Below are 25,348 nucleotides of genomic sequence, written 5' to 3' on the forward strand. Positions count from 1 at the left end.
CTAGTGACCGTTATACAGTTAACGATTAGGCTCTTTGCAACCACCCGTGAACGGAGGAGTAGCTTCCCACGGACGTACTGGGGGTACGTACAATCAATGACAGAGATGAGTTCACGATCGCCGTCACCCGCGATGGGAGATCACTACGCCGTGCAGTACGATCGACTCGACGACGAACCGCTGAGCGTTGCCGTAGCGGACGCCGTCGCAACATTCCGGAACGAAGCCGTCACCGAACTCGAGCCGCTCCATTACTCGATCAACGCCGACGCGCTCGAGCGGCTGTTCGAACCGCGAGCGGACGGACTTCGGTCCGGCGGGTCGGTAACGTTCGAGTACAGTAACTGTCTGGTGACGGTCACTGCAGACGGCGAGATCCGCGTCGAATCGGCCTGAGGATCGGCTTCTCGATATCGGCCTGCAATACGGTTACTGTTCCGCTTTTTGGGACGCTCCCGGAGAGCCAGTTCCGAGGACGGCATCCCACAAACGTAAGCGGGTTGGCATCGAACCGGTATCCATGACCACTCGACTCCTCGTCCCGACCGATGGGAGCGACGCCGCGACGGCGGCGCTGGAGCACGCGCTGGATATCGCCGCCGACCGGGACGCGACGGTCCACTTGCTCTACGTCGCGGACACGAACGAGCCGAGTCTGACCCGGCTCGGCACCGAGGTCGTCGACGTCCTCGAGCGGGAGGGCGACGAAATCCTCGACGACGCCGCCGCGATGGCGGCGGATCGGGACGTATCCGTCACGACGGACGTCGTTCAGGGGGACCCGCGAACCGTGATCGCCGATTACGCCACCGCCGATGAGTTCGATCTCGTCGTGATGGGCGCCCACGGGCGACGCGGCATCAGCGAATACGTCCTCGGCAGCACCACGGACTGCGTCGTCAACCAGTGTTCGGTCCCCGTGGTGACCGTTCGTGCGGCCGAGGACGCGACGCGGACGTATCCCTACGCCGACGTGCTCGTTCCGACGGACGGGAGCGATCACGCGGGAGCGGCGCTGGAGCTGGGAGCGACGATCGCCGACCGACACGACGCGACGTTACATCTGCTGTCCGTCGTCGACGAACTCCCGGAGGTGTTCGACGCGGAGTCGACACAGCTCCCCGAGCAACTCGAGGAGAACGTCCAGGCGGTCCTCGACGAGGCCGAGGCGACCGCCCGGCGAGCGGGCGTCGACGATATCAGGACCACCATTCGAGCCGGCTCGGTCTCGCGGGAGATCACGTCGTACACCGACGAGGAGGGGATCGACCTCGTAGTGATGGGGACCCACGGTCACACCGGCCTCGATCGCCACCTCCTCGGGAGCTTCACCGAGCGCGTGATCCGGACGTCATCGGTCCCCGTCCTCACCACGAGAGCGGCCGACGTAGACGACTGAACGGACAGGTAGACGGCTCTCGCCGACCCGACTGGTCGATGAACGCGACTGTCAGGAACTGCAAACGACGAACAATGCTACCTCGGACGGCGGGAGAGTAGGTAGTGAGATGATTGCCCGATCACGCGCCTCGCTCGCTCGCGCCGGCTCGCTCCTCTCGCGAAATCGGCTCCGAGTCGCGTTTCTCGTCGTAATCGTCCTCTCGGCGGCCGTGGTCGCCAATGCGTCCACGAACAGCCTCTCGACGGCGTCGGCCGAGGACGTTCCGGACGCACCGCCGACGGAGAATCACACGGTCGTGACCGAGTCGGGTCGTGCCGGGACGATCACTGCCTACGCCCCCGACGGTGAGGTACTCTATTACAACAACACGCGGACGAAGTATTTCGACGTCGATCCCGTCGAGGGAGAGCCGCTGACCGTCGAGTACACCGCGACGGACACGATTCACTCCGAGGGACCGACCTGTTCCGATCCGCCGTGTGCGCTGAACGTCATCGAACGCGCGAACCTCTCGACCGGCGAGGTCGAGGTGGTCTACGAGCGCTACGACTACAAGGAGACCGCCGGCGAGTGGCACGACGCGGATCGCATCAACGAGACCCACGTCGTCGTCGCGGACATCGTCGCAGATCAGGTGTTCGTCGTGAACACCGAGACCGAAGTCGTCGAGTGGCTCTGGGACGCCCAGAGCGACTTCCCCGTCGAGGGCGGCGGCGCGTACCCCGGCGACTGGGCGCACATCAACGACGTCGAGTACATCGAGGACGGCGAGATGGAGGGCCGAATCATGGCCAGCCTGCGCAATCAGGATCAGGTCGTCTTCCTCGACCGACAGGAGGGGTTACTCGAGGACTGGACGCTCGGCGCGGAAGACGAGTACGACATCCAATACGAACAGCACAATCCCGATTACATTCCCGAGAGCCGGGGCGGGCCGGCCGTCGTCGTCGCGGACTCCGAGAACGGCCGCGTTCAGGAGTTCCAGCGCGAGGACGGCGCGTGGACCCGCAGCTGGGAGTGGTCCGACGACCGGATGCAGTGGCCGCGAGACGCCGACCGGCTGCCGAACGGGAACACGCTCGTCACCGACACGCACGGCAACCGCGTTATGGAGATCAACGAGTCCGGCGATATCGTCTGGCAGGTCGAATCCACGCTCCCCTACGAGGCCGAACGCCTCGAGACCGGTGACGAGAGCGCGGGCGGGCACAGTGCCCGGGAACTCGGCCTCGAGTCGCGGACGGCGGCCGAGAGCGACGACGAGGGCGGGGACCTGTTCGGGTTCGACCCGCTCGGATTCGTCGGTGATCTCATCCAGTCGATTCTGCCCCACCGAATCTACAACGGGCTCCTCTTCGCGACGCCGGTCTGGATCGGTCCGTCGGAGTTCGCGGCGATCGCCATCGCGCTCCTGACGGGACTGCTCTGGGCCGGTCTGGAATTCAAGTGGCAGCTCCGGGACGCCGGGGTCAGGTTCCGACTGCCCGTCTATCGGGAGGGCGGGGACTGAATTCGACGGCCGGCGTCGGAGCGTCCTTTCGGTGGTCTCGTCCGACCGTTCGCTGCGGGATGAACGGTACGTGCAGGAGGCACACGTATCGCGGATTTCGGACGACTCCCTTCCCGACGAGATGACCAAGGCGGCCTCGATAGGGGCGCTAGTAGCGATATGCACACCTCAATAGCTCTCCTAGGAAGGTATTTCAGCCGATTCAGTCGTTCTTCGGGTATGGGCCAACCGATGGAGCGAGCAGCGGGGAGAGAGCGGAAATCGGGACGCACCGCGACCGGTACCGATCGCGCCGTGCTGGGCGACCGACGACGGGCGTGTATCCTCTCTCACCTCGTGAATATGGAGGAATCGACGGCGGAACGGTCGGAGTTAGCGGAGGAAGTGCGTCGCGATGAGCTGAAGAATCCCGACGAGAGCGAGCAGCCGACCAGAGAATCGATCGAAATCGACCTGCATCACAACCAGCTACCGCGTCTCGAAGACGCGGGATTTATCGAGTATCACCGCCGTCAGGGGACGGTCCGGTACGATGGATTGCCTGATCAGCGGCTACTCGAACGCACCTCCCTCGAGGGGATCTCACACTGATCGTCACACGATGGCCACGTTCGCCACGTTCGATACGCACGTCTACTCCGGTCATTTCGTCCGTCTCTCTCGAGAAATCGCGGCTGACTCGCGTTCTCCGAGCTCTCAGGCGCGTTTTCGACGCTTTCAGACGAGGAGATGGCCGCCGAGCAGGTAGAGGGCGGCGAGGATCGACTGGAACGACAGCGAGCCGACCGCCGACAGCACGAGAAACGAGCGGCGGTCCATCTCCGACAGGCCGGCGGGGACAGTGAGCAGCCCCCGGACGACCAGCATCGTATTGCTCACCGCCACGGCAAGTGAGCCCCAGCGGTCGAACCAGCCGTCGAAGCGCTCGAGTCGCGACTCGGTGATCGGAAACCAGCGCTTCCGGAGGACGTACTCCCGACCGGCCCGTCTGACGAGCCAGAACAGGAGGAGCTGTCCGACCGTCGTCCCGACGACCGCGAGGGCGACGATCGCGACCGCCTCGGCGACCGACGAACCGATCAGCGCCAGCGCGGCCGGCACGACGAGTTCGCTCGGCATGAATCGCAACAGCATCGCTCCCTCGAGGACGCAGATCCCGAACAACACGGCGAAGCCGACCTCGGACGTGAACAGCGACTCGAGCCAGGGCGGCGTCTCTGTGAGTTGGAGCGGGACCATCGATGATCGATTCGTCTCGAAGGTGACTCCGTTCGGCGACTGAAATCGTGGGCTTGCAGGTGCAGCACGCGTAAGTACCCGCGCTCGCAGATTCGCTCGAGCGACGATTGCGGCGGGGAGTCGGTGACCGAATCTCTGCGGGCCACAAGCTATATTTTACTCTTCGCCGAGTGTCGAACCAATGGAGGGAGGGCGGATTCTCTTTCTGACGGTAGCGTTCGCGACACACGCTGTCGTCGGCGTCGCGCTCGCTCGCGGATTCACCGGCGTCGGTCCGCGAACGGGAGCGTGGCTGGGGATCGTCTTTGGGCTCCTCCCGGACGCGGACTTCCTCTTTCCGGCCGACTGGGGGTGGCCGTTCGTTCACCGCGGGCTCACGCACTCGCCGCTGTTCGCGCTGACGGTCGTCGCGGGCGTGTACGCAGTGGCGGTCGGGACGGCTGGCAGACGAGGACGCCGATATGCAGGCGTTCGTCGAACGCGGGCAACCGCGCTCGCCGCAGCGGTGGCGATCGGGTCCCACCTCCTCATCGACTCGCTGTCGCCGATGGGAATCCAGTGGCTGTTCCCGATCAGGACGGCGTGGAGTCCCGGCCTCGACGTCCACGGCGTGATCGCGACGACCCTGCTCTGGTCGGTCTCGCTGGCTATTCTCGCGCGGCGGACGGACGATCTGGACGGCGTCAGCGAGTGGGCTCGAGACGATGACTCCGCTCGTCACCCGTCGAAGTAATACGTCGGCTGCGTTCGACGCTCGAACCGGCGGCGTCACGGGAGCGGCCGATAGACCGCCACCAGTAACGCCCCTGTCAACGCCGTCGAGCCGGCGAGCAGGAACACCCGATTGACCCGCTCGTTCTTCGATTTGAACCAGTCGAGGGTCACGTGGACCCGCGAGACGGGCGCGAACGGGCTGATCCCCATCGGCGTTACGACGTCCCCCGCGAGGTGGGCGAGGATGCCGCAGGTCCCCACGACGAATCCGAAATCGAAACCGAACCCGCCACCGGAGCCGAAACTCGAGCGGGCGACGAGCGCCGTCCCGGCACCGGCCACCAGTCCGATCAGGAGGGCGAACCAGACGGTGTGGGTCGGTCCGCGGTGCTCGATCCACGGGAGCCCCTGATCGAAGTCGGGGAGGGTCGCTGCGGCGAGCGCGAGGACCGCACCCCAGAGGGCCGCCTCGAACGAGTAGCCGGCGCTGACGAGCGGGACGAAGGGAGCGTACAGGAGTGCGTTGAATCCGGCGTGGCCGTCTCGGTACATCGCGTTCGGGTAGTCGTTCGCGTTCGGGTGGCTGGCGGGTTAACTGCTCGGGATCGAGGGCACCTGCTCGGACCGGCCCGCCTCACTTGACGGTCCGAATGCCGAACGCCGACACGGACGCACCGCCGATGAGGATCGGCATCCAGTAGACCGCGCCTCTGAAGAGCAGGACGGCCGCCGTGACGGCCGATGCCGCGACCCCCGTCGTCGGGACGAGCAGCGTGACGAACGCCGCCTCGATCCCGCCGAGTCCGCCCGGGAGCGGGGCCGCACCGGCGATGTTCGCGAGCGGAATCGCGAACAGGAGAACGTACACCGGGACGCTGTACCCCAGCGCGGCGAACGCCGCCAGCAGCGCCGCGGTCTGGAAGAGCCAGCCGCACAGCGAGAGGCCGATGATCGCGCCGAGCCGCCACCGGTTCGTCGCGATCCGCTCGATGTTCTCGAAGAACCGGCCCATTCGGTCCGCGAGGTCGTCCTCGAGCGTCTCCGAATCGAATCGCTCGAGGCCGAGTCGACCGATGCGGGGCGCGATGATGGCCGGGAGCCGCTCGATGATCGCGTCCCGGTACCGCCAGACGAGCCCCATCGCGAGCAAGATTGCGCTGATCAGCACGACGGCCGATCCGACGGCCGTCTCGAGGCGGTCGCCGATGGCGGCGGTGGTCGCGTAGTAGCCGACGCCGACGAAGACGAGCGAGATCGAGGGGATGACGTTGAGGACGTCGACGCTCGCGATCCCGACGAGTCCGGTCTCGTAGCGCGAGTCGGAGACCTTCGAGATGAGCAGCGCCGCGATCGGTTCGCCGCCGGCCTGACCGAACGGGGTGACGTTGTTGGCGAAGACGGCCCCGGCGTAGACGAAAAACGACTTGACGAGCGGAATTTCGACGCCGAGCGTGGCGAGGACGGTTCGGAGCATCAGGCTCCAGGCGGCCAGCCAGCAGAGTGCCAGACCGAACGTCACCGCGACGAGAGAGAGGTCGGCCGAGAGCAACGAGTCGAGAATCGGGCGCGCACCGACGATGAAGAAGAGGACGGCGAGGACCGCGATCGCTCCGAAGCCACCGATAAGAAACGCGCGCCGGTTTCGCTCGTCCATGGCTGGTATGAATCGTCAGGCGACTTGAAACGTCTGATTGCTATCAGCACCGACCGTCGAGCGGATATCGCTGTCGACTCGCCGTCGGCCGATAGCTCTGCCCCTTGCGGTCGAATCGGGAACTGGGCGAGTGGGGACCGTTCACACCGACGAACCCGATACTGCGGTCTCGAGGCGAGGGATCGAAGCCGACCGCTGAGTCCGATCGATAACCGATTTCGACCGTCGAACCCGGATCAATGATCCACTACGACAGTGTGTAGTCGGTTTCCGCCGTGTACCCGCTCCATAACAAATTGCGGACCGTCCGAGTAACGCAGTAGTTCCATGACCGAGCTCGCGCTCCCGGCAGCGCCGTCGCTACGCTTCGACGACGATACGCATTCGCGGTCGACGGCTCGCGGAAGCACGGCGGGCCGGCGGCGAGACGAGACGGCTCCGTCGAACGTCCTCTTCGTCGTCCTGGACACGGTCCGGAAGGATCACCTCGGACCGTACGGGTACGACCGGGAGACGACGCCCGCCCTCTCCCGGTTCGCCGAGGAAGCGACCGTCTTCGAATCGGCGGTCGCGCCCGCGCCGTGGACGCTGCCGGTCCACGCCTCGCTGTTCACCGGCCTCTATCCGAGCCAGCACGGGGCCGATCAGGGGAGTCCGTACCTCGACGACGTCACGACCCTCGCGTCGGTCCTGTCGGCCGCGGGGTACGATACGGCGTGTTACTCCTCGAACGCCTGGATCACCCCCTACACCAGCCTCACCGACGGCTTCGGCGAGCACGACTCGTTTTTCGAGGCCCTCCCTCGAGACGTGCTCTCCGGGCCGCTGGCGAGCGCGTGGCAGGCCGTCAACGACAACGACTACCTCCGCGAGATGGCGTCGCGGCTCGTCAGACTCGGGGCGATGGCACACGAGCGACTGGCCAGCGGCGAGGGAGCCGACACGAAGACGCCGTCGGTCATCGATCGGACGAGGTCCTTCGTCGACGACAGCGAGAGCGACCGCGGCTGGTTCGCGTTCGTGAACCTGATGGACGCCCACTTGCCCTACTATCCGCCCGACGAGTACCGCGAGGCGTTCGCTCCCGGCGTCGACCCGGACGCCGTCTGCCAGAACTCGAAGGAGTACAACGCCGGCGTCCGGGACATCGACGACGAGGAGTGGGACGACATTCGGGGGCTGTACGACGCCGAAATCGCCCACATGGACGCCGAACTCGGTCGCTTGTTCGACTGGCTGCGCGCGACCGACCAGTGGGACGAGACGACCGTCGTCGTCTGTGCGGACCACGGTGAACTCCACGGCGAGCACGACCTCTACGGCCACGAGTTCGCGCTCTACGACGAACTGATCAACGTCCCGCTGCTGGTGAAACACCCCGACCTCGAGGCCGGGCGGCGAGACGATCTCGTCGAGTTGCTCGACCTCTATCACACGACCCTGGACGCGCTGGCCGTCGATCCCGACGCCGCGGTCGGGACGGGGACGGAGAACGGACCCGTCGCCCGCGACCCGACGCGCTCGCTACTCTCGAGCGAGTACAGGGCCTTCGACGGGGTCGCGGAGCCGGATCCCGGTCAACGGGCCGTTCTGGGTGGCAGTGACGAGACCGATTACGCGTTCGTGGAGTACGCCCAGCCGGTCATCGAACTCCACCACCTGGAGCAGAAGGCCAGCGAGGCCGGGACCACGCTCCCGGCGGATCACCGGGCCTACTCGCGGCTCCGGGCCGCCCGCAGCACCGACGCCAAGTACGTCCGTGCAGATCTCGTCGCGGACGAAGGGTACCGGCTCGACGACGATCCGCGCGAGGAGTCAGCGATCGATCCGGCGGACGACGACGTCGTGGCCGCGACCGAACGGGCGCTCGCCCGGTTCGAGGACACCGTCGGCGGCGCGTGGGACGATCCGAGCGAGACGGCCGCCGACGACGCGGACGCCTTAGCCGAAGCCGACGAGGCGACTCAGGATCGGTTGCGCGAACTCGGCTATCTCGAGTGAGTCACCGCATCGACCCGCTGGCGGAAACGGGCGCCAGAGCGGATAGATCCGGTCGATCGGGGCGGTGACGGTGACTTTCAAGAACCAATAAGAATACAGGGGTCGAATCGAAAGGTAGCCCAACGAATGGACGACCAGCACTTCCTCGAGTCGGAGTGGGACTACTGTCTGGTGCTGGATGCGTGCCGGTACGACGTGTTCAGCGACGTGTACGACGAGTACCTCGACGGGACCTTAGAGAAGCGCTGGAGTACGGGGTCCTCGACGCCGGAGTGGGCGTATCGGACCTTTACCGGCGAGCACGATATCGCGTACTTCTCGGGGAACCCCTTCATCAACGATCTCGGCATTCCGCTGAACGAACTCAAGTGGGGAGCGAGTTGCGACTACGAGTGGTCGGCGTCCGACCACATCAGCGATGTCTTCGACGTCTGGAAGTCCGGCTGGGACGACGATCTCGGAACGGTGCCGCCCGAGAGTCTGGCGGAGGCGTTCCGAAACAATCCCGAGGCCGTCGAGGGAGCCGAGCGGACGGTGATTCACTACATGCAGCCCCACGCTCCCTATCTCTCTCGCGGAAAGGGCCAGAAGCTCAAGCAGATCCAGAAGGGGATCCGCAAACAGGAGGAGGCCGAAAAGGGCACCGATGGCGGTGACGACGGCGGTGCGCTCTCGTCGCTGGGCGACTCGATCCGGCCGAAAGTCGAAAACACGCTCGAGGGCAGCGAACTCGCCCAGAAGGCGGGACTTTGGCTCGAACTCGATCCGGCCGATCTCGTCAAGAACGGGACGCGAGAGGCAGCGCTGGAACTGTACGAGGAGAACCTCCGGATCGCACTCGAGTCCGTCGCCGATCTGGTCGAGGAGTTGGACGGTCGCGTCGTCGTGACCGCCGATCACGGGGAGGCGTTCGGCGAGGAGGGCGTCTGGGAACACCACATCGAAACGCACATCCCGGCGCTCATGGAGGTACCGTGGCTCGAAGTCGCGTAGCTCCCGCGCGTTCGGATGGAGACGGCGTGTGCCGGTCCGAACCGGGACGCTCGAGCATCGGGCGGTAACCACAGTCGGTCAGGGACTCCGCCATGAAGATCAGCCACTACTTCGAGTTCGAGGACCACGTCACCGGCGGGATTCACGAGTCCGTCGTCCACCAGCGGAAGATGCTGGACCGACTTGATGTGGAGTATACCGTCGAGCCGACGCTCGACGCCGACGTGTTCCACTGCAATCTCATGGGGCCGCGGTCCGTCTGGTACGCGACGCGGGCCCGTTCTCGAGGCGTGCCCGTCGTCGCGAACACGCACGTGACCGCGGAGGACTTCGGGGACAGTTTCCGGTTTACCAACGCCCTCGCGAAACCGCTGCGGCCCTACCTCCGGTGGGCTTACGGGCTGGCCGACGCCCTGGTCTGCCCGTCGGAATACAACCGACGGCTGATCGAAACCTATACCGACGCGCCGACGACGGTCATCTCGAACGGCGTCGACCGCGAGAAACTCGAGGGGTTCGAGTCGCTCGAGGCCGAGTACCGCGAGCGGTACGATCTCAGCCCGCCGACCGTCTTCCTCGTCGGCCACGTTATCAAGCGCAAGGGCCTCGAGACGTTCGTCGAACTGGCACGCCGACTGCCGGAGCTTGACTTCGCGTGGTTCGGCCCGTTGGACCTCTCTCTGAAGGGGCGGGAGACGACGGCGCTGATCGAGGACTCCCCGGACAACTGTACGTTCACCGGCTTCGTCGACGACATCCGCGGTGCGTACGCGGCGGGCGACATCTTCTGTTTCCCCACGCACGAGGAAAACGAGGGGATCGCGCTCTTGGAGGCGATGACCGCCGGCAAACCCCTCCTCGTCCGAGACATCGAGACGTTCTCGTGGCTCGAGGACGGCGAGGACTGCCTGAAGGTGGCCGACTCCGGCGTTCGCGGGTTCGTGGACGCACTGGAGCGACTCAGAGAGCCGACACTCCGGAACCGGCTCGGAACGAACGCGGCCCGTCGGAGCGAGGAATTCTCGCTGTCGACGGTCGCGAACCGATATCAGTCGCTGTACGAGGAGGTGGCCTGAATGAAAATCGGATTCTTTACGGACAGTTATTTCCCCGAGATAGACGGCGTAACGTATACGATCAAGCTCTGGCGCGAGGAGTTAGAACGGAAAGGCCACGAGGTATACGTCGTTTATCCCGACGGCGACTACGAGCCCGGCGATCGCGAGTACCCCGTCAGCTCGCTGCCGAACCCGTTCTACGCCGGCTATCGGATCCCGCTCACCAGACGCACGTCGACGCTTCCCGAACTCGACGTCGTCCACTGTCACGGCCCCGCACCCATCGGCATTCTCGGCCGGTACTACGCCTGGAAACACGACCTCCCGACGATATACACGCATCACACGCCCCTCGAGGAGTACTTCCACCAGAGCATCAAGCTCGAGTCGGTCGCGGGACTGCTCTCGAAGCTGTACGTCCCCTGCGAGAACGCCTTCCTCCGGAGTTTCGACGTCGTGACCGCCTCGACGGAGCGGATCGAGCGCGACGTCGAACACGTCCAGTTGCCGGTCGGGATCGACATGGACTTCTTCCAGTCGACCGAGGAGGACTGGTATCCCGACCGGACGGTGATCGGCTACAGCGGCCGGCTCAGCATGGAGAAAAACGTCAACGAGATCCTCCGGGCCGCCGAGGAGCTGCCGGAGTACGACTTCGTCATCGTCGGCGAGGGCCCCTACCGCGACTCCCTCGAACGGAACGCACCGGACAACGTCGAACTCCGCGATTTCCTCCCCCGCGAGGAGCTCCCGATCTTCTACTCCTCGATCGACGCCTTCGTCACCGCCTCGACCGCCGACACCCTCGGGCTCTCGACGCTCGAGGCCAACGCCTGTGGAACCCCCGTCGCGGCCACCGACGCGCCGCCGTTCGACCGGACGATCGGTCCCGACAACGGCGAACGGTTCGCGTACGGCGACCTCGACTCGATGGTCGAGGCCATCGAGACCTGTCTGTCGACCGACCGCGAGACCAGAGCGGCCGTCGAACGCTACTCGGTCGAGTACACGATGACGCACCTCGAACAGTTGTATCACAACGTGCCGCTCTCGAAGGACGAGGCCGCGACGGACGTCGAGAGCCCGTGGCGGTTCTCCGAAGAAGAGCGGAGCTGAACCGATTCCCGACGACAGCTGCGTCCGGCCAGTTCGATGGCCCTCACCGGAACGTCACCGTCGCTCGGAAGACCGCGCCAGAGAAGCGACGCACCGGCTGTGCCGGCCCGCCGCAGCTACGAGGGCGCTGGCCGACGTATATTCGTCGCACTTCGTCGTGGTATCGAGTAACCCATGTCCCGACGGAACTCCGCGTTCGATCCGACGCACGTCTTGGTCGTGACCGGCGATCAGGCGGCCGAGATTCGCGCGACGAACGCCGCACTCGATGCGGTTCTCGATCACGCGGACACCGTCGGCATCTGGATCGAGGAAGCGCAGTTGGACGACGACCACCCGGCCCTCGTCGCGTCCCTGTGCGACGCGTTCACTCGCGTGAACGGTGAACGACCGCGTCCCGATCACTTCACGGGAACCGTCGACGACGTCAGGAGCAGCCTCTCGGAGTTACTGTCGACGACTTCCTTCCACCGATTCGTCTCGCTCACGCGTCTGGACGCGTCTCGAGACGGCTGCCGACTGTTCACCTACGTTCCGGACCATCGCACCTTCGAGGTGGATGCGTCCGTCAGTCCCGGTCTCGACGCTGCGATTCGCGCCAGTATCGAAACCGAATCCGCAGCACTTCTTCCGGCCGGAACGCTCGCCGACTGGGACGCTGACGGCCGACACTACGAGCTCTCGCCGCCGCACCTCTGTCTCGAGGGCGACGGCTGCCACGCGCTGACGAACGTATCCGGCGTCGACCTCAACGACGAACGCCGCGAGATACGCCTCGAGTGGGAGACCGATTCGGATTCGATCGTCTCCAAAGTAATCACCAAACTCGGCCCCGAGAGACCGAGTCGGTTTCGGTTCGATTCGGCCGACCGGTACGAAGACGTCGCGAGCGCGTTCGACGAACTCAGCACCGAACTCGAGTGGTAGCACTCGCGTTCGTCGGTCCGGCAGATGCCCGATGTACACCCGCGGAGCCGCGCGCGGTCCGACCGTCTCCCTCCGCGCCGCTGATTGGGCTCCGTCGTAGTGTTCCTCACGCCCGGCCGACCGGTCGGAAACGGAGAATTTCACGAACAGCGCCCCTGACGAGGGAGACGAGAAGGCCTATAACCGATACGGGCGGGGTGCCAGATAGCTCATCGAACGGGACCGACCCGTCCGTTTCCACGATGTCAACTCGAACACTCATCGCCGGGGGTGACCGGCTATCGATCGACGAACGCTGATCGCGCTGGGGGCGTTGGCTCTCGTCCTCGTCGCACTGGTCTTCGGTTCGACGGCGGCCCCCTCGTCATCTTCCGCTGACCCCGAAATCGATCGACAGGACCAACTGGTGGCCGTCGACGAGGATTCGTCGCTGTGGCCGTACACGAGCCGCACGACGGGGTTCGAGGAGCGCACGCTCGCGATCAACGTCGTTGTCGCCGGCGATCCGGCGGAGACGCGTCGCCACCTCGAGGAGCGGAGCCGCGGCGAGTGGAACGAGACCGCGCCGGAACAGGAGGACGTCAGCGCACCGGGTGACGACGAGGCCGTCGGCACGGCGACGGCGTGGGGCAGCGCCGACGGTTCGACCCGGTATGTCTACGTCGCGACCGACGACGATCCGACCGGCGGGGTGTGGCTCGACGAGAGCTACCAGTTACACGACGGCGACTACCTCGGCTCCCGTCACCATATCCGGGCCTACGCGTCCCCCGACGAGGACGACGAGTGGACGGCGATTCAGGCCCATCGGGAACACTGGGACTGGTTTCGGCTCAGCCACACGGTCAGCGGCGTCGAGGACTCACAGCGACACGTCGAACGCGAGTTCATGGACCGCCGCTACGTGTCCGCCGTCTCGCGCGACCATTTGGGGAACGATCGCGGCTTCGATTCCGACGGCTGGGTGACGACCATCGATCTCGACGGCGACGACGACCCGCCGTTTCGTCTCGCGATCGCGGGACTCCTTCCGGGTGCGATGCTCGCGGGCCGCGTCGCGACGCGGACCGCTCCTCGAGCGCTCGGGTCCCCGCGGGTCCGGCACGCGCTCCTGTTGGCCGGGTCGCTGATCGGCCTCTCGCTGTTCGTCCGGTTCGGCGCGATCGCCGTCGAGGCGCGACTCGGCGATCTCGATCCGCGGATCGTCGCGGGCGCGTTCTACCCGCTGATCGCCGTCGGACTGCCGACCTGTACGTACTACTTCGCGCGCCCGCTCGACCGGCCGACGGCCTTCGCCGCCGGCGCGGTCGGCTTCGCGACGGCGATCCTGCTCGATTACACCCTGCTCGGCGTGACGCGGCTGCCCGTCAACGCCGTCGTCCATCGGTTCTCGACGGCGATCGCGCTCGGCTTCATCGCCGTCGGCGCGTCGCACGCGGAACGGATCGATCCGGACGATCACGGCTTCGTCCGAATGGGGGCGCTGCTCTGGGGCGTGACGCTCCTCGTACCGCTGCTTCGGTTCCTGTAGCGCCGCTCCGATCGGGATCACTCGAAATCACTCGAAATCGTCCGGACTCACGTAGGGGCGCGACCACGGCGTCGTCGCCTGCGTGTAGCCGACGACGCCCACGAACGTGACGGCGTAGCACAGCCACCGCGGCACGCCGAATCCCTGGATCCAGAGCGTCATCACCAGCGCCCAGGCCACCAGCACCGCCGTATCGCGGCAGATCCGCTCTCCGTTGTGTCGACAGTACGCGAACAAGCGGCGGCGTCGCGACTCGAGGACCGGTCGATCGTCCCGCTCGACCTCGGGTTCGTCCCCGATATCCGTTACGAGGTGATCGGTCTCCGTGCGACTCACTGCTGTGGCAGTGGTTCGGGAGCGGTCGAATACGCCTTTCGGTTCGTCGGACCTCGGAGACAGCACGCTCTCGTCACCGAACCTGTCTTTCACGGTACAGCCCCGTCCGAGAATTGAACCAGAACGACCTCCATACGGGACGCCCTCTCTCCGCACGTGATGGAATACATCGAACGCCTGCTCGTCGTCGGACTGGTCGCGCTCCTGCTGGTCGGTGCCGTCGGACCGGCCGCCGCTCACGAGAGCCAGACTGTCGCCGGGAACGACGTGACCTTCGGCGGCGCGGACGAACCGCTGATCACCGGCGAGCGGATGTGGCTCGAGTTCGAGATCGTCGACGCGGAGTCGGGCGAACCGGTCGAGAACCTGTCCGAGAACCTGACCGTCTCGGTCCAAACTGGCGACCACGAGAAGCGAGCTCTCGAGGTCAGTGAAAAACACGGCGAACCGGTCGTGTACGAAGCGCCGGTCGTCTTCACCGACGCGGGCGACTACGTCGTCCACTTGGAAGGGACCATCGACGGGGAAGACGTGCACACGCACTTCGAGAAGACGGTTCACGACCGGTCCGACCTCGAGTATCCCGCTGACGACTCCCAGTCCAGCGTCGACGGCGACGAGTCACAGTCCGACGAGAACGAAACGCAGGCGGCCGGCCTCGTATCGGGCACCACCGTCGCCGTTGCCGTCGGTGCAGTCGGGCTCGCCACGGCGGGCGTGACGATGCTCCTGCGCCGACGATAACGCCGACGCGGCCCGTCCGTCCGCGGCGTCTGTCAGTGCTGCTTCGAACCCCGGCCGGCGGGCGGTCGACGGTCTGGTAGCGTCCGTGCACAGTCAGTTAGCAATTATATGAGTCGCTCCACTCTAGTACCGATATGAGCGATCCGTTCGTCGTCGTCGGCGGTGACGCGGCGGGAATGTCCGCGGCGAGCAAGGCCAGACGCGACGATCCCGACCGCGATATCGTCGTCTTCGAGAAGGGCGAGTGGGTGTCCTATGGCGCGTGCGGGCTCCCCTACTACGTCAAAGGGGAGATTCAGTCGCTCGAGGACCTCGTCTCGGTCACGCCCGAGGAGTTCCGCGAGGAGCGCGACATCGATCTCCGGACGGGCCACGAGGTCGTCGAGATCGACACCGACGAGCGGACGGTCACCGCCGAGGGCGACTCCGGACGTGTCGTCCAGCCGTACGGCCACCTGCTGATCGCGACGGGTTCGGAGGCCGTGGTCCCGCCGATCGACGGTACCGACCGCGAGGGCGTGTACACGCTCGGCTCGATGAGCGACGGGAAGGAACTGCGCGAGTACGTCGCCCGCGCCCGCGACGGCGAGGACCTCCAGCAGCCCGATCGGGGGCCGGCCTGTCGGTATCTCGAGGACTGTACCGGTCCAGTCGCGGTCGTCGGCGGCGGCTACATCGGCATCGAGATGGCCGAGGCCCTCGCGGCGAACGGGTTCGAGGTGAACCTCTTCCAGCGCGGCGACCGCGTCCTGAAAGGGTTCAGCGACGAAACGAGCGAGTACGTCGCCGATCACCTCCGAGAGGAGGACGTCGCGCTCCATCTCGATGCCGAGGTCCGGGAACTGTCGGGCGGAGAGCGGGTCGAGGCGGTCGTCACGGCCGACGGCCGAATCGAGGTCGAGATGGTGCTGATCGGAACCGGCGTTCGGCCTCGAACGGAGCTCGCCGAGGCGGCCGGGATCGAACTCGGCGAAACCGGGGCGATCGCGACCGACGCCTATCGCGAGACGAGCGCGCCCGACGTCTACGCGGCGGGCGACTGCGCCGAGGCCACCCACGTCGTCACGGGCGAGCCGGCGTACGTTCCGCTGGCGCTGACCGCCAATCGACACGGCCGCGCGGTCGGACAGACGGTCACCGGGACCCCGACCGAGGGCGGCGATATTGCCGGTACGGCGGCGGTCAAGGCCTTCGACGTCGAAGCCGCCCGAACCGGCATTCTGGACCCCGACGAGGCCCGCGCGGCCGGGTTCGATCCGGTGACCGAGACAGTGACGGCGAAATCGCGGGCGGGTTACTACCCCGACGGCGGGAACGTGACGATCACGCTGACCGCCGACCGCGACTCCGAGCGCGTCCTCGGCGCGAGCCTCGTCAGCGAGTACGGCGAGGGTGCAGTCCACCGCAGTCACGCGATCGTCGCCGCGCTTTCGGAGGGGGCCACCGTCGCAGACCTGGAGAACTACGATCTCGCGTACGCGCCGCCGTTCAATACCACGTGGGATCCGATCCTGGTCGCCGCAAAGGTGCTCGCCGAATCGGTACGGGAGACCGAGTCCGATCCGTGACCGCCTCGCTATCCGACCGCCGACGGCGCTCGAGGGGAGCGACGAGACGGGATCGGGAACTACCAAGTAGCTCTCCGACGACGGATCAAACCCTCATGACTGCCGACGACATCGAACCGCTCGCGGAGGTCGATCGACCGTGACCGACGGTCGTCTGTCACGCGCCAAGACACGGATCGGGGACCGTCTCGAGGGGCTTCGCTGGTGGGTTGCCTTACGAGTCGGCGGCGCGCCGCGATGTGCAGAGTGCGGCGACGAGGCGGCGTGGATCGCCGAAGCGGAGGCAGAACCGCGCTGTTTCAAGCACATTCCGAGCGAGGGAATGGACGCGATCCGGGATGTCGAACCCGAGGATTGCTTCACCGATTGGGACGAGGCGTCCGCCGACGCCTGATCGCGCTCAGGGCCTCCTCGAGGTGAACGCCGTCGCGACGGCGTCGACGTTCGTCCGGTCGGCTCCGAAGGACCATTCGCGACCGGCGTCGATGGGATTCGACCGACCCGACAGTAACGACGCAACCGATTCACACACTGATCGCACAGCCATCGTGCGATCGGGAGCGCAGTGACTATCAGTGGATCCTGTCGCCAGGCGCTACGCTCGGCTCGAGGTACCGCACTCTCGATCCGTGCCATTCGTGCCGTGGACTGCTCGCCGAAGACACGGCGGGATTCGACCACTCGACGGTCCGATGGCTGTTCTGAACGCCGTTACCGGTAGTTTCGAAATGGCTGGCTCGAGCCATTAATTCAAAACATTAATTATAGGATGATTGTAACTCTGTGAGGAATGCAACGACGAACGCTGTTAGCGGGGGGCGGGACCGTACTCTCGGCGCTGGTCGCTGGCTGTGCGGCCGACGAGATCGAGAATATCGATGGTGGGACGCGCGATAACCCGAGTGAAAGCGACGGAGAGTTTCTCGGATCGGCAGATCTGGAAATCGTCGATCACGAGATGGTCCTCGACGAGGAGGGATACGGTACGGACGTCTACGTAGAGGCGACGGTCGAAAACAACGGTTCGACCCCGAGTGGAGACGTCGATCTCCGGGTCGATTGGTACGATTCTGATGGGAATTATCTCGACAACGATACGGCCCAATTGACGTCACTCGGAGACGGCGAACGGTGGGTGGCCCGCGTGTACAACCTCCTCACGGACGAGGCGGATATCGACGACTACGAACTCGAGGGCGAATTCAGTGAAGACGCCTACGAGCCGACCGATGAGTTGTCCCTCGTCGGGAGTTCGATGAACGTCGTGGACGAGGAGTTCGGAGATGGCGAGTTGAACGTTCGGGGAGAGGTCAGCAACGACAGCGATGCCGCACAGAGTTATGTCGAGGCCGTCGCGAAGATATACGACGACGACGGGAACGTCTTGGGCGACGACCGGACGAACATCACCGACCTTCCCGGCGGGGAGACGTGGGCGTTCACCATCGACTACTTCTCGCGAGACGTGGACAATCGCGCCGGCGAGGCCGCCGATCACGAGATCCTGATCAAAGACTCGCCGTGGTAACGGCCGTACTGCCGGTTTAATCGCGGTCTCGATCGGGTCATCCCGTTCTGTCGCTCTCTCGACTCGAGATATGGATGGAAAGCATGCTCGGGTGGGCTCCGAACCGCGGAAATACTCGCTTCGCTCGTCTTTCCCGCCTTGCGTCGCTCACGGAAGACCGCCGGGTTCGGAGCGGATCGGACATGCTTCTCGGCATTGTCACTCGTCTTCGACTCGTGACGTTCGTGAGAAGCATGCCCGGGGAGGGATCCACACCCGATCTTTACATGCCCATACTTATAGTATAAGTTATGACCTCGAATCCGGGCCAGTCGATCAAACGCCTCCGAGAGCGGATCGACGAGATCCAGGACATGAGCGAGGCCGACGCTGAGGCCCTTCGCCGTATGTCCGATCGAATCCGCATCCTCGGCCCATCGAAGTACAGCGACTTCGCTCACGAAAAGTACCTCATGCGAGCAGTGAAGATGGCTCAGGAGGTCGGTGGTCTCGCCGACGCTCTCGAGGACCGCGATGCCGCCGAACGTCTCGTCGCCTGGATCAACACCGAGAAGGCCAACTCGCCGGAGACCAACAAAGACTACCGCGTCACCCTCCGGCAGTTCGGGAAACTCGCTAGCGACGACGACGTTGACGAAATCCCCGAGAGCCTCGAGTGGGTCCCAGGCGGCTATCCCAGCAACTACGATCCCGCACCGGACCCCGGCGACATGCTCCGCTGGGAAGAGGACATCCTCCCGATGATCGATGCCTGTTCGAACCTCCGCGATCGCGCGCTGATCGCGCTGGCCTGGGACCTCGGCCCGCGGCCGTACGAACTGTTCGACCTCACGCCGAAGCAGATCTCCGACCACAAGTACGGGCTCCAGGTCACTGTCGACGGTAAGCAGGGGCGGCGATCGCCCGTCCTGATCCCGTCGGTCCCCTACGTCAACCGATGGCTTGAGATCCATCCCGGCAGTGGGAGTGATCCGCTCTGGTGCAGGCTCAACGGTGGCGGGGAGATCACGAACAACCGCGTCCGCGACATCCTGAAAGAGAAGGCCCGAAAGGCTGGCGTCGATCGGCCGGTTACGCCCTCGAACTTCCGGAAGTCCTCGGCGTCGCACCTCGCAAGTCAGGGAATCTCCCAAGCTCACCTCGAGGACCATCACGGCTGGACGCGTGGTTCGGACATCGCTGCACGCTACGTCTCGGTATTCGCCGACGCGAACGATCGCGAAATCGCGAAGGCTCACGGGATCGACGTCCAGGAGGACGAGCACGACGACCTCGCACCGCTCGCGTGTCCCCGATGCGACCGGGAGACGCCCCGCGAAAACGATGTCTGTGTCTGGTGTGGGCAGGCTCTCTCCCAGCGGGCGATCGACGAGGAAGACGAGCTCGAGCGCCGGTGGATGGAAAGTGCCGGTGAGGTCGCCGAACTCGAGGACCTCACCCTCGATGACATCATGGAGGCGAAGGACGCCGTTGACGACAACGCGGCGCTTCGACAGCTGCTCCTCGGCGACGACTGAAGACGACGCCAGCATCTACTTGTCACCTCCGTCGACAAGTTCGAGGACGCGCTCGATATCGTCCGAAATAGGGAGGTCGGCCTCGGCGATCCGTTCGAACAGGTCCTGCTTTTCTTCGACAGTCTCTCTCGCTTCGGTCTCGGGATCGGAGGTTTTGCTCTGACTCATAGGTCGGTCACCTGGGATCGGATGTACTGCTGTTCAGTTCGTGAACGGTCCTCCAACGGGATGCAGGTCACGAGTCGCCCGTTGGGCTCGGCCAGCAGGATCATCTCCGTGACCTCGTGGAGCCGCGCACACTCTGCTGGCGGCTTCGCGCTAGGGTAGTCGACCGGAATGGCCTCGAGCCACGCGATCTGTGGGTTCAGCTGCGGCCGGTCTGACCGTTTGGACCACTGCTCTGGGAAGTGCTCGTCGACGAAGATCTCCTCGTAGCGTGGCGTCGGCGTCACGTCGACGTCGGTCTCGACGACGCTCATGGGAACATCACCACGAGTGCGAAGGCGACGCCGAGAGTGAGCGCGCAAGCGGTCGCGAACGCGAGCAACCCGGTCGGGGTCAGCTGACCGCGATCGCCCCCACCACACTCGCGTGTGAAATCGTCTGCCACGGGCCCGCGGACGGACGTACTCCCGCGTCCTGTGTCAGCGACCATCCGGATGTCGCTGTTCTTCGCGACGCGGTGGAGGACCGACGCCCGCCAGGCGTTGCCGGTCGCCGCCCGCAGCGCCGCCTTGGCCTGCGGGTTATCGACCTCGTCCTGGAGCGCCTTGAGCTCCGAGCAGATGTCGTCGATCGTCTCGACGATCTCGCGCTCGCCAACCAGGAGGCCGCCGTCCGCAGCCTCGGTGATCGTCACGCGGCGCTCGATCGAACTGCCGTCGTCGACGGCCTCGCCACAGAACGGGCAGTAGTTGGCGGCGGCCGTGAACTGCTTCTCGCAGTCCTTACAGGTCCGCTCGTAGCTCATGGCGACCCACCTCGGTTGAGGTCAACGTCGTCGCGATCGTGGACCTCTTCGCAGACGCCACACGAGATGCCGTCGACGCCACGTTCGTTCTTGATCGCAGAGTGACCGCACGGGAGCAGTCCGTCGCGATCGGTTCCCTCGAGGACGTCGTGGATCTGCTGGTAGGCGTCGGGTTTGGTCTCCCAGAGACAGCGGGGCTTCTTCCACTTCGAAGAGGTAACCCGCTTGACGGACGTAACGATCTCCTTGTTCTCGAGACCGATGAGCTGGTTCGCGAGTTCGTCTGGGATCTGCTCGGCTAACCAGTGTTCACCAGGCTCTGGGAGCTCTGCGAGCAGGGTGGCGTTCCGGCGGATGAACGGCAACTGGTTATCGGGTGCGTTGCCGCGAGGGACACCTCCGGCACTCATGCCGCCTCACCCTCCGTGGTCGCGACCTCGGGCTCGGCGGCCTCGTCGTCCTGCGCTGCTTTCTTCTTCGCGATCAGCGTGTTGCACTTCCCGACGAGGATCTGTCGGGTGATCTCGTGCTCTTCGTGCTCGACGCGGACGATCTCTCGAAGCCGGTCGACCTCGGCGCGGGCCAGTAGCCCGTGCCACGAGAGGAGGTCCTCGTTGTCGACCGCGCGGGCGATCGCCGCTTCGACGTCGTCCTTGCTGACACCGTCGAGCTTCCGTCCGTGGTGGACAAGGTTCCCTCGAGAGCCCCAGCGGGAGTCCGTCCCGGCGGGATACTCGTGAACGTTCTCGAGCACCCACTGGTCGACGTCGACGGAGCCGCCGTCGGCTCGAAGCTCGCTCGCCGTCGCGAACTCGCCACCGTCGGGGACGGTCTCGTCCTTGTCGGCCTCGAGGGCGGCCTCGCAGTCGTCGCAGGTGTGCTCGTCGCCGAGCCGTCGCGGATCGTCGCGAACATCGGTAACTGGCGTCTCAAGGATCTCCCCGCACGCGGAGACGTGACGCGTCCCCTCGAAGCACATCGAGGCGTGCCAGTCGCCGTTGAGGTCCTGGATCCAGCAGACGATACCCGCGTCAGCGTCGAAGTGATCCGACGGCAGGCCGAGGCGATCCTCGAGCTCGTCCATCTTGCACTGCTGGCAGAGGTAGTCGCGGTTGCCGCAGGTCGGACAGCTACTCATCGTCATCACCCGCCGGTTCGGCGATCAGGAGGTCGTCGTCACCGTCGTCGACGAGGATCAGGTCAGGATCGGCCGTGAACGAGTCCGCGACCGAGCGATCGACCTTCCCGATGACGTCGTAGTAGACGGTCATGCTTCCGCCCCACTCTCCTCGAGCGTCACCTGTTCGGCCTCCTGCTCCTCGTCGACTTCGACGTCGTCGGCGAACGTCGCGATCGGGAGGATCTCCTCGTCGACGAACCGACCGAGTTCCTCCGGCGGCATCTCGGCGGGTTCCCAGATCGCGAGGTAGCCGCTGGCGTAGATGACCAGCCGGATGTGGGTCTCGTGCCAGAACGTCGTCAGCGCGACGCCGACGTCGGCGTTCACGGCTTTGGATTTGAGCGCGCCGTGGCCCCACTCGATCGAGACGTCGTCGAGGTTGGACTCATGGGTGGCCATCTCGACGGTCCACTCACGATTGGCGTCGCGCTGGTTGCGCACGAACTCCCAGGGCTTGAGTCGGACCGGCGCGATCTCCGGGCCGGCGAACCGCGAGAAGTCGTTGAACGGCCAGTCGGGCTCGTGATCGAGATCGCTCGAGTGCGTTCGCTCGGCGAGGATCCAGCCCTCGCCGTCGACGTCGGCGACCCACTCGCTTGCGACTCGGCGGGTGACCTTGCGAGTCTCGGTCTCGATCTCGTGGCCGTCCAGGAGGACGCGCTCTTCCTCCTGGGGGACTTCGCCGGCGACGAGTCCTGACTGGATCGTCAGGTCGTCACCGAGGTAGGTCTGGGTCTCCTCGACCTCGAGAGCGCGTCCCGTCTGATCATGGTGAGACTCGAGGGGATCGGCGGCGGGTTCGGCGAGGAACGCGAGCTGACCAGCGATCATCGGCCGTTATCTCCGTCGAACCCGATCGCGACAACGTGGTTGCTCGCGATCCACTCGTCATCGCCGTCGCCGGTCGCGAGGTAGCGGTGTGCGCCGAGCATCGGACCGCCCTCGAGTAAGTCGGGCGTCTCCGCGCGGGCTTCGGCGTCGTCGAACTGCTGGGCGATCTCGAGGTGGCGGACGAGCATGGCCGCCTCGTCGACCTTGCCATCCTCGAGGCGCTCGAGGGAGCCGCGGACAGCTCCGGGCAGGGTCGTGTTGGTACTATCTGATCCGTCAGCGTTTTCGTCGTGGTCTCTGTTTGTAGTCATGGCTGCAGATAGTGCGGGAGGTGATCTCCTCCCGCGTGGTCTCTGTTTGTAGCCCGCGGACAGCCGGAGCGCGATAGTTGGTACCTGGCGCGCTCCGGCGGTGGCCGCGAGTAACTGATCCTCTGTTGAACCCGATACACACTAAAAGTGATCCGCGTCGTTTCGAAACAGCCGCGTCGCGGAGTAATTGGCTGCTACCGGTGGTACTGTCCGGTGTAGCCGCCGCATTACGATGTCCATGTACCGCGTCTGTGATCATGCGTATCAGGGTTTGTTGCGGGCCGGGTGCTGGTGACACCCGGCTCATTCTTGTTTAATTCGTAGCCTGTGCTCCGTCGACCGAGTCATCGTTTGCTTGGCCTGATCGGCGGTCTTGACGCTCGAGATATTCCTCGATCGCCTCTCGGATGATCTCTGAGCGGCTCACCGAGTTGCCTGGTTCGCTACGCTCGTAGGCAATTTCGTCGACGTCCTCGATCATTTCGTCCGGGATGCTTACCCCTGGAGATGCCATCATCACCATGTTACCAGCGTACCAGCATAAAGGTTTGGTAGCTCACCAGACTGTTTAGACCACTAGCATTTATGGTACCAAGCTACCAATCCGGTAGTATGGCAAATACTGGGATTACTGTTCCCGACGAGCTGCTCGAGGACTTCGACGACAAAGTCTTCGAGATGAAGGCCGAGGGAGAGATCGATCGCGATGCTTCGAGGAGCGAGGTTATTCGCACCCTCATGGAGGAGTGGGTAGAGGGAAACTCGACGTCCGATTCGACGGCAACGATGGCGACAGCTAACTAATTCGGACCTGTGAAGTCAGAATTTGGCTAAAGTGTATCGGACAAGATCACTAGGTTAACTACTTTTCAAGCTTGTGATTGACACGCGTTATGGCACCTCGCTCAGATTTATATATGAGTCTGTAGCACAATAGTCTATGTCAGAGGGGGAGGCGATAAGTCTCAAAGTTGTTGAAGAAGTAGCTGACCGGGAAGAAATAGACCCGGCAGAACTTCAGCCACCACTACACACCGTGATTGATACAGAGGCTCTAGATACCTTATTTCGATCTACACCCACTACAGCCAGGGGAGACGGAACAATCGAATTTGAATACCGGGGCTACAAGATCCAAGTTGATGGTTCTGGAGAAGTGCAGATAGGCGAACAACTTTCGTTCACTGAGCGATCCGAGCCGTGCACACAGCGGGCTAAAGACACGGTCAACGACTAGTCTGACGGCTGTTTTGGTAGATCATCCGGGGGCCAACCTTCTAATTCCTCAGCAGCGTCAAACAGCTGGATTACATCACCGTCATCGATGAGTGATATGCTGTTCTCATCCCAGTTAACGTCAATAACGCCCTTCTCTTGTAGCATCGGAAAATGGGTATGAACCAATCGGACATGTGCACGCTCAACGTGGGTATCACTAATTTTCTCGGGAGAGACTTGATGTCTCCTAATGGCTACCTGCTGCGAAATTTCCTCTACACTGGCCACTTCATCCTGTTCTAATAACTCTTGGAGTACAAGTTGGCGATCGGCGCTGGCGAGAATACGAAATGCCTCTATCTGGTTCATTTCCACTTGTACTTGGAACCATGGGTCTAGTGATGAAAACTACGTGGTCTAATCATGATGGTATACTTGCGAACACCGAGTGTTCGATTAAGACAGTCCTCGATTCAGTAAGTACGTGTGCATATTGACTGTCATCTCTGCTCTACACATGGCTGAACATAGTCGAGGTACCACGTCATTCAAAGATGACTGTGAACAATCTCACAGCGCAACTGGTGGGTCAAGAATGGGGTCTGCGTCAATAATGGCTGACAGCTGGGGTTGCAACTGATCAAACTGGAGAGTTGGCTCCACCAGTTGGCGTTCCTGATCGTATTCAACAAGCGATTGGTCTTCTAACTTCGGGATATGCACGTGGTGCAGTTCCACCTGAATCTGCATCGATTCTTCTTTGGAAATCTCTCTCAGCGGTGTGTGGTGATTGTGTTTAATGATTGCCTTCGTGAGATCGTTCACCGTTAGCGACCGCTTCTCACTTGCGAGTACTGCAAGGATGATGCGACGGTGTTGATCTTGACACAATTCGAGAAGCGTATCGAACTCGGTAGCAGGCCCAACCATGGATGGATAAATAAGCCCCTTGCGGAAGAGGAGAAGGGCTGTATAGTACTACTTTCGACAGTGGCGTCTA

33 protein-coding genes are annotated in these 25,348 nt (G+C 64.1%); 18 read left to right on the forward strand and 15 right to left on the reverse strand.

The annotated features are described in order from the left end of the window. Positions 1-132: 132 nt before the first annotated feature. The 4 genes from LDH66_RS00370 to LDH66_RS00385 all read left to right on the forward strand — a co-directional run bounded on the left by LDH66_RS00370 (position 133) and on the right by LDH66_RS00385 (position 3,503). Positions 133-396 (forward strand): HalOD1 output domain-containing protein, encoded by a 264-nt coding sequence (locus tag LDH66_RS00370; protein ID WP_425492877.1) that lies wholly within the window; start codon positions 133-135, stop codon positions 394-396. Between the two features lie 124 nt (positions 397-520). Next, positions 521-1,399: a universal stress protein gene (locus LDH66_RS00375; protein ID WP_226479101.1), complete on the forward strand. Its 879-nt coding sequence runs from the start codon at positions 521-523 to the stop codon at positions 1,397-1,399. Positions 1,400-1,508: 109 nt separating this feature from the next. Next, positions 1,509-2,912: an aryl-sulfate sulfotransferase gene (locus tag LDH66_RS00380; protein WP_226479102.1), complete on the forward strand. Its 1,404-nt coding sequence runs from the start codon at positions 1,509-1,511 to the stop codon at positions 2,910-2,912. Positions 2,913-3,131: 219 nt separating this feature from the next. After that, a complete protein-coding gene (locus LDH66_RS00385) occupies positions 3,132-3,503 on the forward strand; it encodes a DUF7344 domain-containing protein (protein ID WP_226479103.1) in 372 nt (123 codons plus the stop codon). Between the two features lie 126 nt (positions 3,504-3,629). On the opposite strand, the gene LDH66_RS00390 is transcribed toward LDH66_RS00385, so the two are convergent. Continuing rightward, positions 3,630-4,151 carry a DedA family protein gene (locus LDH66_RS00390; RefSeq protein WP_226479104.1) on the reverse strand — a complete coding sequence of 174 codons (522 nt, stop codon included), beginning with the start codon at positions 4,149-4,151 and terminating at the stop codon, positions 3,630-3,632. A gap of 181 nt (positions 4,152-4,332) precedes the next feature. On the opposite strand from LDH66_RS00390, the gene LDH66_RS00395 reads away from it, so the two are divergent. Continuing rightward, positions 4,333-4,884 (forward strand): metal-dependent hydrolase, encoded by a 552-nt coding sequence (locus LDH66_RS00395; protein ID WP_226479105.1) that lies wholly within the window; start codon positions 4,333-4,335, stop codon positions 4,882-4,884. Between the two features lie 35 nt (positions 4,885-4,919). Here the strand turns inward: LDH66_RS00395 and LDH66_RS00400 are convergent, their stop codons facing one another. Both LDH66_RS00400 and LDH66_RS00405 read right to left on the reverse strand, forming a co-directional pair. After that, a complete protein-coding gene (locus LDH66_RS00400) occupies positions 4,920-5,417 on the reverse strand; it encodes a metal-dependent hydrolase (RefSeq protein WP_226479106.1) in 498 nt (165 codons plus the stop codon). 82 nt (positions 5,418-5,499) lie between these two features. Continuing rightward, positions 5,500-6,519: a lysylphosphatidylglycerol synthase transmembrane domain-containing protein gene (locus LDH66_RS00405; RefSeq protein WP_226479107.1), complete on the reverse strand. Its 1,020-nt coding sequence runs from the start codon at positions 6,517-6,519 to the stop codon at positions 5,500-5,502. Positions 6,520-6,846: 327 nt separating this feature from the next. On the opposite strand from LDH66_RS00405, the gene LDH66_RS00410 reads away from it, so the two are divergent. From LDH66_RS00410 to LDH66_RS00435, 6 genes are all read left to right on the forward strand, one after another. After that, positions 6,847-8,520: a sulfatase gene (locus LDH66_RS00410; RefSeq protein WP_226479108.1), complete on the forward strand. Its 1,674-nt coding sequence runs from the start codon at positions 6,847-6,849 to the stop codon at positions 8,518-8,520. A 126-nt stretch (positions 8,521-8,646) separates the two neighbouring features. Further along, entirely contained in the window at positions 8,647-9,513 is an 867-nt protein-coding gene (locus tag LDH66_RS00415; RefSeq protein ID WP_226479109.1) for a hypothetical protein, read from the forward strand. 92 nt (positions 9,514-9,605) lie between these two features. Beyond that, positions 9,606-10,589: a glycosyltransferase family 4 protein gene (locus tag LDH66_RS00420; protein WP_226479110.1), complete on the forward strand. Its 984-nt coding sequence runs from the start codon at positions 9,606-9,608 to the stop codon at positions 10,587-10,589. Next, positions 10,590-11,687, forward strand: coding sequence for a glycosyltransferase (locus tag LDH66_RS00425; RefSeq protein ID WP_226479111.1), 1,098 nt, complete (start codon positions 10,590-10,592; stop codon positions 11,685-11,687). 174 nt (positions 11,688-11,861) lie between these two features. Further along, complete coding sequence (locus LDH66_RS00430; protein WP_226479112.1) at positions 11,862-12,614, forward strand: hypothetical protein; 753 nt, start codon at positions 11,862-11,864, stop codon at positions 12,612-12,614. Positions 12,615-12,927: 313 nt separating this feature from the next. Beyond that, positions 12,928-14,145, forward strand: a complete 1,218-nt coding sequence (locus LDH66_RS00435; protein ID WP_226479113.1) for a hypothetical protein — start codon at positions 12,928-12,930, stop codon at positions 14,143-14,145. Between the two features lie 27 nt (positions 14,146-14,172). Here LDH66_RS00435 and LDH66_RS00440 read toward each other — a convergent pair whose 3' ends face one another. Next, positions 14,173-14,481 (reverse strand): DUF8119 family protein, encoded by a 309-nt coding sequence (locus LDH66_RS00440; RefSeq protein WP_226479114.1) that lies wholly within the window; start codon positions 14,479-14,481, stop codon positions 14,173-14,175. A 159-nt stretch (positions 14,482-14,640) separates the two neighbouring features. Here LDH66_RS00440 and LDH66_RS00445 point away from each other — a divergent pair, with 159 nt between their 5' ends. From LDH66_RS00445 to LDH66_RS00465, 5 genes are all read left to right on the forward strand, one after another. Further along, positions 14,641-15,225 carry a FixH family protein gene (locus LDH66_RS00445; protein ID WP_226479115.1) on the forward strand — a complete coding sequence of 195 codons (585 nt, stop codon included), beginning with the start codon at positions 14,641-14,643 and terminating at the stop codon, positions 15,223-15,225. A gap of 134 nt (positions 15,226-15,359) precedes the next feature. Continuing rightward, positions 15,360-16,793 (forward strand): FAD-dependent oxidoreductase, encoded by a 1,434-nt coding sequence (locus tag LDH66_RS00450; RefSeq protein ID WP_226479116.1) that lies wholly within the window; start codon positions 15,360-15,362, stop codon positions 16,791-16,793. 139 nt (positions 16,794-16,932) lie between these two features. After that, a complete protein-coding gene (locus LDH66_RS00455) occupies positions 16,933-17,187 on the forward strand; it encodes a hypothetical protein (protein WP_226479117.1) in 255 nt (84 codons plus the stop codon). A gap of 396 nt (positions 17,188-17,583) precedes the next feature. Beyond that, positions 17,584-18,321 carry an FxLYD domain-containing protein gene (locus LDH66_RS00460; RefSeq protein WP_226479118.1) on the forward strand — a complete coding sequence of 246 codons (738 nt, stop codon included), beginning with the start codon at positions 17,584-17,586 and terminating at the stop codon, positions 18,319-18,321. A gap of 290 nt (positions 18,322-18,611) precedes the next feature. Further along, the gene (locus tag LDH66_RS00465) at positions 18,612-19,838 is read left to right on the forward strand and encodes a site-specific integrase (RefSeq protein WP_226479119.1); all 1,227 of its coding nucleotides are present in this window, start codon (positions 18,612-18,614) and stop codon (positions 19,836-19,838) included. Positions 19,839-19,853: 15 nt separating this feature from the next. Here the strand turns inward: LDH66_RS00465 and LDH66_RS00470 are convergent, their stop codons facing one another. The 9 genes from LDH66_RS00470 to LDH66_RS00510 form a co-directional block, all read right to left on the reverse strand. Beyond that, positions 19,854-20,006 carry a hypothetical protein gene (locus LDH66_RS00470; protein ID WP_226479120.1) on the reverse strand — a complete coding sequence of 51 codons (153 nt, stop codon included), beginning with the start codon at positions 20,004-20,006 and terminating at the stop codon, positions 19,854-19,856. Further along, on the reverse strand, positions 20,003-20,317 hold the full coding sequence (locus tag LDH66_RS00475) for a hypothetical protein (RefSeq protein WP_226479121.1): 315 nt from the start codon (positions 20,315-20,317) through the stop codon (positions 20,003-20,005). Before LDH66_RS00475 ends, LDH66_RS00470 begins: the two co-directional genes overlap by 4 nt. Next, a complete protein-coding gene (locus LDH66_RS00480; protein WP_226479122.1) occupies positions 20,314-20,808 on the reverse strand; it encodes a hypothetical protein in 495 nt (164 codons plus the stop codon). The genes LDH66_RS00475 and LDH66_RS00480 overlap by 4 nt, the downstream gene beginning before the upstream one ends. Then, on the reverse strand, positions 20,805-21,218 hold the full coding sequence (locus LDH66_RS00485; RefSeq protein ID WP_226479123.1) for a hypothetical protein: 414 nt from the start codon (positions 21,216-21,218) through the stop codon (positions 20,805-20,807). Before LDH66_RS00485 ends, LDH66_RS00480 begins: the two co-directional genes overlap by 4 nt. Further along, positions 21,215-21,946 (reverse strand): hypothetical protein, encoded by a 732-nt coding sequence (locus LDH66_RS00490; RefSeq protein WP_226479124.1) that lies wholly within the window; start codon positions 21,944-21,946, stop codon positions 21,215-21,217. The genes LDH66_RS00485 and LDH66_RS00490 overlap by 4 nt, the downstream gene beginning before the upstream one ends. Next, positions 21,939-22,079 carry a hypothetical protein gene (locus LDH66_RS00495; protein ID WP_226479125.1) on the reverse strand — a complete coding sequence of 47 codons (141 nt, stop codon included), beginning with the start codon at positions 22,077-22,079 and terminating at the stop codon, positions 21,939-21,941. Before LDH66_RS00495 ends, LDH66_RS00490 begins: the two co-directional genes overlap by 8 nt. Beyond that, complete coding sequence (locus tag LDH66_RS00500) at positions 22,076-22,819, reverse strand: hypothetical protein (RefSeq protein ID WP_226479126.1); 744 nt, start codon at positions 22,817-22,819, stop codon at positions 22,076-22,078. The genes LDH66_RS00495 and LDH66_RS00500 overlap by 4 nt, the downstream gene beginning before the upstream one ends. Then, positions 22,816-23,130 carry a hypothetical protein gene (locus LDH66_RS00505; protein WP_226479127.1) on the reverse strand — a complete coding sequence of 105 codons (315 nt, stop codon included), beginning with the start codon at positions 23,128-23,130 and terminating at the stop codon, positions 22,816-22,818. The genes LDH66_RS00500 and LDH66_RS00505 overlap by 4 nt, the downstream gene beginning before the upstream one ends. Positions 23,131-23,443: 313 nt before the next feature. After that, on the reverse strand, positions 23,444-23,644 hold the full coding sequence (locus tag LDH66_RS00510) for a CopG family ribbon-helix-helix protein (RefSeq protein WP_226479128.1): 201 nt from the start codon (positions 23,642-23,644) through the stop codon (positions 23,444-23,446). 98 nt (positions 23,645-23,742) lie between these two features. Here LDH66_RS00510 and LDH66_RS00515 point away from each other — a divergent pair, with 98 nt between their 5' ends. Both LDH66_RS00515 and ddfA read left to right on the forward strand, forming a co-directional pair. Further along, positions 23,743-23,934, forward strand: coding sequence for a CopG family ribbon-helix-helix protein (locus LDH66_RS00515; RefSeq protein ID WP_226479129.1), 192 nt, complete (start codon positions 23,743-23,745; stop codon positions 23,932-23,934). A gap of 136 nt (positions 23,935-24,070) precedes the next feature. Further along, positions 24,071-24,367: a DdfA family disk-determining factor gene (ddfA, locus tag LDH66_RS00520; protein ID WP_226479130.1), complete on the forward strand. Its 297-nt coding sequence runs from the start codon at positions 24,071-24,073 to the stop codon at positions 24,365-24,367. On the opposite strand, the gene LDH66_RS00525 is transcribed toward ddfA, so the two are convergent. Both LDH66_RS00525 and LDH66_RS00530 read right to left on the reverse strand, forming a co-directional pair. Further along, positions 24,364-24,717 (reverse strand): DUF7344 domain-containing protein, encoded by a 354-nt coding sequence (locus LDH66_RS00525; RefSeq protein WP_226480930.1) that lies wholly within the window; start codon positions 24,715-24,717, stop codon positions 24,364-24,366. The two genes, ddfA and LDH66_RS00525, sit on opposite strands and share 4 nt — an antisense overlap. Before the next feature lie 201 nt (positions 24,718-24,918). Next, positions 24,919-25,278 carry a DUF7344 domain-containing protein gene (locus LDH66_RS00530; RefSeq protein WP_226479131.1) on the reverse strand — a complete coding sequence of 120 codons (360 nt, stop codon included), beginning with the start codon at positions 25,276-25,278 and terminating at the stop codon, positions 24,919-24,921. Between the last annotated feature and the right edge of the window lie 70 nt (positions 25,279-25,348).

It is taken from the genome of Natrinema amylolyticum, from assembly GCF_020515625.1.
Taxonomy (GTDB): Archaea; Halobacteriota; Halobacteria; order Halobacteriales; family Natrialbaceae; genus Natrinema; species Natrinema amylolyticum.

What these genes read in the sequence shown, in the direction of transcription:
- LDH66_RS00505 (WP_226479127.1), bottom strand. Translation starts at nt 23,130, where the DNA reads ATGACTACAAACAGAGACCACGACGAAAACGCTGACGGATCAGATAGT.
- LDH66_RS00490 (WP_226479124.1), bottom strand. Translation starts at nt 21,946, where the DNA reads ATGAGTAGCTGTCCGACCTGCGGCAACCGCGACTACCTCTGCCAGCAG.
- LDH66_RS00495 (WP_226479125.1), bottom strand. Translation starts at nt 22,079, where the DNA reads ATGACCGTCTACTACGACGTCATCGGGAAGGTCGATCGCTCGGTCGCG.
- LDH66_RS00475 (WP_226479121.1), bottom strand. Translation starts at nt 20,317, where the DNA reads ATGAGCGTCGTCGAGACCGACGTCGACGTGACGCCGACGCCACGCTAC.
- LDH66_RS00480 (WP_226479122.1), bottom strand. Translation starts at nt 20,808, where the DNA reads ATGAGCTACGAGCGGACCTGTAAGGACTGCGAGAAGCAGTTCACGGCC.
- LDH66_RS00405 (WP_226479107.1), bottom strand. Translation starts at nt 6,519, where the DNA reads ATGGACGAGCGAAACCGGCGCGCGTTTCTTATCGGTGGCTTCGGAGCG.
- LDH66_RS00460 (WP_226479118.1), top strand. Translation starts at nt 17,584, where the DNA reads ATGCAACGACGAACGCTGTTAGCGGGGGGCGGGACCGTACTCTCGGCG.
- LDH66_RS00530 (WP_226479131.1), bottom strand. Translation starts at nt 25,278, where the DNA reads ATGGTTGGGCCTGCTACCGAGTTCGATACGCTTCTCGAATTGTGTCAA.
- LDH66_RS00510 (WP_226479128.1), bottom strand. Translation starts at nt 23,644, where the DNA reads ATGGCATCTCCAGGGGTAAGCATCCCGGACGAAATGATCGAGGACGTC.
- LDH66_RS00445 (WP_226479115.1), top strand. Translation starts at nt 14,641, where the DNA reads ATGGAATACATCGAACGCCTGCTCGTCGTCGGACTGGTCGCGCTCCTG.
- LDH66_RS00390 (WP_226479104.1), bottom strand. Translation starts at nt 4,151, where the DNA reads ATGGTCCCGCTCCAACTCACAGAGACGCCGCCCTGGCTCGAGTCGCTG.
- LDH66_RS00525 (WP_226480930.1), bottom strand. Translation starts at nt 24,717, where the DNA reads ATGAACCAGATAGAGGCATTTCGTATTCTCGCCAGCGCCGATCGCCAA.
- LDH66_RS00420 (WP_226479110.1), top strand. Translation starts at nt 9,606, where the DNA reads ATGAAGATCAGCCACTACTTCGAGTTCGAGGACCACGTCACCGGCGGG.
- LDH66_RS00400 (WP_226479106.1), bottom strand. Translation starts at nt 5,417, where the DNA reads ATGTACCGAGACGGCCACGCCGGATTCAACGCACTCCTGTACGCTCCC.
- ddfA (WP_226479130.1), top strand. Translation starts at nt 24,071, where the DNA reads ATGTCAGAGGGGGAGGCGATAAGTCTCAAAGTTGTTGAAGAAGTAGCT.
- LDH66_RS00385 (WP_226479103.1), top strand. Translation starts at nt 3,132, where the DNA reads ATGGGCCAACCGATGGAGCGAGCAGCGGGGAGAGAGCGGAAATCGGGA.
- LDH66_RS00485 (WP_226479123.1), bottom strand. Translation starts at nt 21,218, where the DNA reads ATGAGTGCCGGAGGTGTCCCTCGCGGCAACGCACCCGATAACCAGTTG.
- LDH66_RS00430 (WP_226479112.1), top strand. Translation starts at nt 11,862, where the DNA reads ATGTCCCGACGGAACTCCGCGTTCGATCCGACGCACGTCTTGGTCGTG.
- LDH66_RS00380 (WP_226479102.1), top strand. Translation starts at nt 1,509, where the DNA reads ATGATTGCCCGATCACGCGCCTCGCTCGCTCGCGCCGGCTCGCTCCTC.
- LDH66_RS00395 (WP_226479105.1), top strand. Translation starts at nt 4,333, where the DNA reads ATGGAGGGAGGGCGGATTCTCTTTCTGACGGTAGCGTTCGCGACACAC.
- LDH66_RS00410 (WP_226479108.1), top strand. Translation starts at nt 6,847, where the DNA reads ATGACCGAGCTCGCGCTCCCGGCAGCGCCGTCGCTACGCTTCGACGAC.
- LDH66_RS00470 (WP_226479120.1), bottom strand. Translation starts at nt 20,006, where the DNA reads ATGAGTCAGAGCAAAACCTCCGATCCCGAGACCGAAGCGAGAGAGACT.
- LDH66_RS00425 (WP_226479111.1), top strand. Translation starts at nt 10,590, where the DNA reads ATGAAAATCGGATTCTTTACGGACAGTTATTTCCCCGAGATAGACGGC.
- LDH66_RS00515 (WP_226479129.1), top strand. Translation starts at nt 23,743, where the DNA reads ATGGCAAATACTGGGATTACTGTTCCCGACGAGCTGCTCGAGGACTTC.
- LDH66_RS00370 (WP_425492877.1), top strand. Translation starts at nt 133, where the DNA reads ATGGGAGATCACTACGCCGTGCAGTACGATCGACTCGACGACGAACCG.
- LDH66_RS00375 (WP_226479101.1), top strand. Translation starts at nt 521, where the DNA reads ATGACCACTCGACTCCTCGTCCCGACCGATGGGAGCGACGCCGCGACG.
- LDH66_RS00450 (WP_226479116.1), top strand. Translation starts at nt 15,360, where the DNA reads ATGAGCGATCCGTTCGTCGTCGTCGGCGGTGACGCGGCGGGAATGTCC.
- LDH66_RS00415 (WP_226479109.1), top strand. Translation starts at nt 8,647, where the DNA reads ATGGACGACCAGCACTTCCTCGAGTCGGAGTGGGACTACTGTCTGGTG.
- LDH66_RS00465 (WP_226479119.1), top strand. Translation starts at nt 18,612, where the DNA reads ATGACCTCGAATCCGGGCCAGTCGATCAAACGCCTCCGAGAGCGGATC.
- LDH66_RS00500 (WP_226479126.1), bottom strand. Translation starts at nt 22,819, where the DNA reads ATGATCGCTGGTCAGCTCGCGTTCCTCGCCGAACCCGCCGCCGATCCC.